The organism is Photorhabdus viridis (genome assembly GCF_040256935.1).
GTDB classification, from domain to species: Bacteria; Pseudomonadota; Gammaproteobacteria; order Enterobacterales; family Enterobacteriaceae; genus Photorhabdus; species Photorhabdus viridis.
Genome location: NZ_JBEJZY010000318.1, coordinates 1 through 359 on the forward strand (window position 1 = coordinate 1; position 359 = coordinate 359).

The window sequence follows — 359 nt, forward strand, 5'->3', positions numbered from 1 at the left end:
AATTAAAGAATCTGATTATGTTGTTCTTCCGATAGATAGTTCTTCGGAGGAAATTGGAGCAGCTCTTAGATTAGCTTTTAGTCGTTGTATCGGTTAAATCAAGATCCCAGCCATAAAAAAGCTGGGATTTTTTCCCTTTTTGGTCGATCGGCAAGTTGTTTTCTTTTCGGTGATGAGTTATCTGAGGATAAAAAAACAGGTATCCATTAATACCAGATTTTGAAAAGGTACAGAGTAACTAAAAACGGCGTATTCCCTGTTATGTTTAATGTATTCACCGACAATGTTATCCTCCGGTTATTTTACATTTAACTGCCCTGCCATGACTATTTAAAAGAATGAAAACAGAGATATTAAAG

At 35.1% G+C, this 359-nt stretch carries 1 protein-coding gene; it reads left to right on the forward strand.

Annotated features, from left to right (window positions below; translation table 11 throughout):
* The first annotated feature begins 1 nt into the window (after position 1).
* On the forward strand, positions 2-97 hold the full coding sequence (locus ABR397_RS23550; protein WP_407072907.1) for a contact-dependent growth inhibition system immunity protein: 96 nt from the start codon (positions 2-4) through the stop codon (positions 95-97).
* The last annotated feature ends 262 nt before the right edge of the window (positions 98-359 follow it).